Raw genomic sequence first — 3,281 nt, 5'->3', positions numbered from 1 at the left:
GTTCAACGCACCGGTGCCGACCTTCCTGCCGCCGGAGGGCGAGGACGCGGTGCGGCTGCTCATCGTCGGGCTGGCGCCCGGCCTGCGCGGAGCCAACCGCACTGGACGGCCGTTCACCGGCGACTATGCCGGCGACCTGCTCTACGGCACTCTGATCGCGCAAGGCCTGGCGCGCGGCGAATTCAAGGCAAGGCCCGATGACGGACTGCAGCTGGTGCAGACCGCCATCACCAATGCGGTGCGCTGCGTGCCGCCGGAGAACAAGCCGGTAGGCGGCGAGATCGCCACCTGCCGGAGTTTCCTGGTGCCGACGATCGGGCGCTTTCCCAATCTGCGCGCGGTGCTGGCGCTGGGCTCGATCGCACACCAGTCGACGGTGCGGGCACTGGGCGAGCGCGTTGCCGCCTATCCGTTCCGGCACGGCGGACGTCAGGAAGCCGGAAGCATCACGCTGTTCTCCAGCTACCACTGCTCGCGCTACAACACCAACACCGGCGTGCTGACGGAAGCGATGTTCGTCAATGTGTTCAAGGAGATCGCGGCGCTTCTACAGGAATAGAATCGACCGGTGCCGAGGCAAACAGCGCGGCCAGCCTGTCCGCCCCACCCTGCAGCACGTTCAGGTCGACATCGCCCACGATGCCGTCGACGCGGCCCCGGTTGTGGTACTGCCAGTAGATCCAGTCGTCCTCGCCCGGCCGCATGGCCAGCGAGCGCAGCCAGCGCGGGCGAACGGCGATATGCGCCGAGTAGGCCTGAGCCGCCTCGTCGGTGAGATAGACGATCGCCGGCTTGCCGAAGGCCGCCTCGACCGGGCCGAGGAACGCCTGGAGTTCGGTATTCAATTGCTCGGCCGACGGCCGCTGCGGGCAATTGCCGCCGAATTCGATGTCGACCACCGGCGGCAGCAGCGGCTCGCCGCGCGGCACCACCGAGATGAAATTCCTCGCCTGGTCGCCACCCGGCCGGCAGAAGGTGAAGAAGTGATAGGCGCCGACCGCCAGCCCCGCCTCGCGCGCCTCGCGCAGGTTGGTGGCGAAGGCATCGTCGACATGATCGCCGCCTTCGGTCGCCTTGATGACGGCAAAGGCGACGTCGTCGGCGGCAACGCGTCGCCAGTCGATCCGGCCCTGGTGGTGGGAGACGTCGATGCCCCTGACCGGGAATCGGTCGCGATCAGGAGAGAAAGTGTGGAAATAAAACAGCCCGCCCACTGCGGCGATGCACGCCAGAACAAGGCCGGCCAGGACCCAGAGGACGATCCGCTTCTTCAAGACTATCCCCTGCTGTCGGCTCCACATCTCCGCAAGCTGAAGGCGAACTGTTGGCTTTTTTCAGGCTGCTGCTGAGATTTTTCAACCGCGTTGCTTGAGCAGGCGACCCTTCTCGCGCGACCAGTCGCGCTGCTTCTCGGTCTCGCGCTTGTCGTGCAGCTTCTTGCCGCGGGCGACTGCAAGCAAAAGCTTGGCGCGACCGCGATCGTTGAAATAGATCTTGAGCGGCACCAGCGTCATGCCTTCGCGATCGACGCTCTGCGACAGCTTCGCCATCTCGCGCTTGGAGAGCAGAAGCTTGCGGCGCCGGCGCGGCTCGTGGTTGAAGCGATTTGCCTGAAGATATTCCGGCAGGTAGGAATTGATCAGCCAGATCTCGCCACCCTCGGCCGAGGCGTAGGATTCCTGGATGTTGGCCTGGCCCTGGCGCAGCGACTTGACCTCGGTGCCGGTCAGCACCAGGCCGGCCTCGATCGTGTCGAGGACCTCGTACGAGAACCGCGCCTTGCGGTTCTCCGCAACGGTCCTGTTGTTGGGATCGGCTTTCTTGACTTGATTCATAATGCGGAGAGGTGGCGCCTCATCTAGAGCGATTCACCGTTTCACGGAAACGTCGAACCGCTCTATCTATTCATTTTGACGCAATTCCGAATGGAAATCCGCTACACACTTTTTCCTGGAATTGCTCTAGTTTATCAAGCCGGCGTGCTTCATCGCCTGGTCGATCTTCTCGGCCGTCGAAGCCTCGATCGTGACCAGCGGCGAGCGCACGACGTTCTCGACCTTGCCCAGCTTCGACAGCGCGTATTTGGCGCCGCACAGGCCAGGCTCGGTGAAGATCGCCTTGTGCAGCGGCAGCAGGCGATCCTGCAAGTCGAGCGCCGTGGCGCTGTCGCCGGACAGCGTCGCTTCCTGGAACTCCGAGCAGAGGCGGGGCGCGACGTTCGACGTCACCGAGATGCAGCCGACGCCGCCATGCGCGTTGAAGCCCAGCGCCGAGGCATCCTCGCCGGAAAGCTGGATGAAGTCCTTGCCGCAGGTGGCGCGCTGCTCGGAGACGCGCTCGACCTTGCCGGTGGCATCCTTGACGCCGACGATGTTCTTGAAGTCGTGCGCCAACCGACCCATCGTCTCGGGCGTCATGTCGATGACCGAGCGCGGCGGGATATTGTAGATGATGATCGGCAGCTTGGTCGCGCGGGCGACAGCGGCGAAGTGTTCGTAGAGGCCGCGCTGCGTCGGCTTGTTATAATAGGGCGTGACGACGAGCGCGGCATCGGCACCCGCCTGCTCGGCAAACTGCACCAGGCCCACCGCCTCTTCGGTGTTGTTGGAGCCGGCGCCGGCGACGACCGGAGCGCGGCCCTTGGCGACCTCGATGCAGACCTTGACCACCTGGCGGTGCTCGTCATGCGACAGCGTCGGCGACTCGCCCGTGGTGCCCACCGGAACCAGCCCCTTGGTGCCCTCGGCGAGCTGCCACTCGATGAAGGCGCGAAAGGCTTTCTCGTCGAAACGCCCGCTCTTGTCGAACGGTGTAACGAGCGCGGTCAGCGAGCCTCTCAGCATATCGTCCAAACTCCTTGGGACTTCGTTGGTTTATGCATCTCGTTGCCCCAAAACCGGTGTCCACTTTTGGGCGACATGCATTCGTGTTTTATCGGTCGGTCTATCGTGCGCGCCTTCTAGCCGAAAGCGAAGCCGCGCACCATAGTCTCGACATTGTTCAGCGGCAAGCATTGCCGTGGTGCCAGTGTCGGCAATTCGAACGACCTCGATAACCTTTTGTTTACGGGCTCTTCACGACCTGAGTTTAGCTTCAAGCCGTCTTGGGCTGCTGGTAATGTGCTCGAACAGGAAATGACGAACCACATGTCAGCCCGGCGGCCCCGTCTTTTCGCGCTTCTGGGCGCGACGCTTGCGCTGATGCCGGCCGCGGCGATCGGCGGGGGCGTCGACGTGCAGACGACGTCGGCTGCCCCAATACCGCCTCTGGCCTATCAGGGC

5 protein-coding genes are annotated in these 3,281 nt (G+C 64.0%); 2 read left to right on the top strand and 3 right to left on the bottom strand.

Going from position 1 to position 3,281, the window contains the following annotated elements; translation table 11 throughout:
* Positions 1 to 559: uracil-DNA glycosylase (locus tag EN742_RS29065; protein ID WP_128333563.1), on the top strand; the 559-nt coding region annotated here is incomplete at its 5' end.
* Here EN742_RS29065 and EN742_RS29060 read toward each other — a convergent pair.
* The 3 genes from EN742_RS29060 to dapA form a co-directional block, all read right to left on the bottom strand.
* A complete protein-coding gene (locus tag EN742_RS29060) occupies positions 528 to 1,274 on the bottom strand; it encodes a GH25 family lysozyme (RefSeq protein ID WP_126055722.1) in 747 nt (248 codons plus the stop codon). The two genes, EN742_RS29065 and EN742_RS29060, sit on opposite strands and share 32 nt — an antisense overlap.
* A gap of 81 nt (positions 1,275 to 1,355) precedes the next feature.
* Positions 1,356 to 1,835, bottom strand: coding sequence for an SsrA-binding protein SmpB (smpB, locus tag EN742_RS29055; RefSeq protein ID WP_126055723.1), 480 nt, complete (start codon positions 1,833 to 1,835; stop codon positions 1,356 to 1,358).
* A 126-nt stretch (positions 1,836 to 1,961) separates the two neighbouring features.
* Positions 1,962 to 2,843 carry a 4-hydroxy-tetrahydrodipicolinate synthase gene (gene dapA, locus EN742_RS29050; RefSeq protein WP_126055724.1) on the bottom strand — a complete coding sequence of 294 codons (882 nt, stop codon included), beginning with the start codon at positions 2,841 to 2,843 and terminating at the stop codon, positions 1,962 to 1,964.
* A gap of 153 nt (positions 2,844 to 2,996) precedes the next feature.
* On the opposite strand from dapA, the gene EN742_RS38795 reads away from it, so the two are divergent.
* A partial coding sequence (locus EN742_RS38795; protein WP_210214485.1) for a hypothetical protein occupies positions 2,997 to 3,281 on the top strand: 285 nt, incomplete at its 3' end.

The sequence above is a fragment of the Mesorhizobium sp. M4A.F.Ca.ET.020.02.1.1 genome, from assembly GCF_004022645.1.
Taxonomy (GTDB): domain Bacteria; phylum Pseudomonadota; class Alphaproteobacteria; order Rhizobiales; family Rhizobiaceae; genus Mesorhizobium.
Note: the sequence above shows the minus strand (reverse complement) of the source record. Positions and strands in the feature narration are given on the sequence as shown.

Excerpts from the sequence above, each read along its gene's own strand:
- smpB (WP_126055723.1), bottom strand. The coding sequence starts at position 1,835 with ATGAATCAAGTCAAGAAAGCCGATCCCAACAACAGGACCGTTGCGGAG.
- dapA (WP_126055724.1), bottom strand. The coding sequence starts at position 2,843 with ATGCTGAGAGGCTCGCTGACCGCGCTCGTTACACCGTTCGACAAGAGC.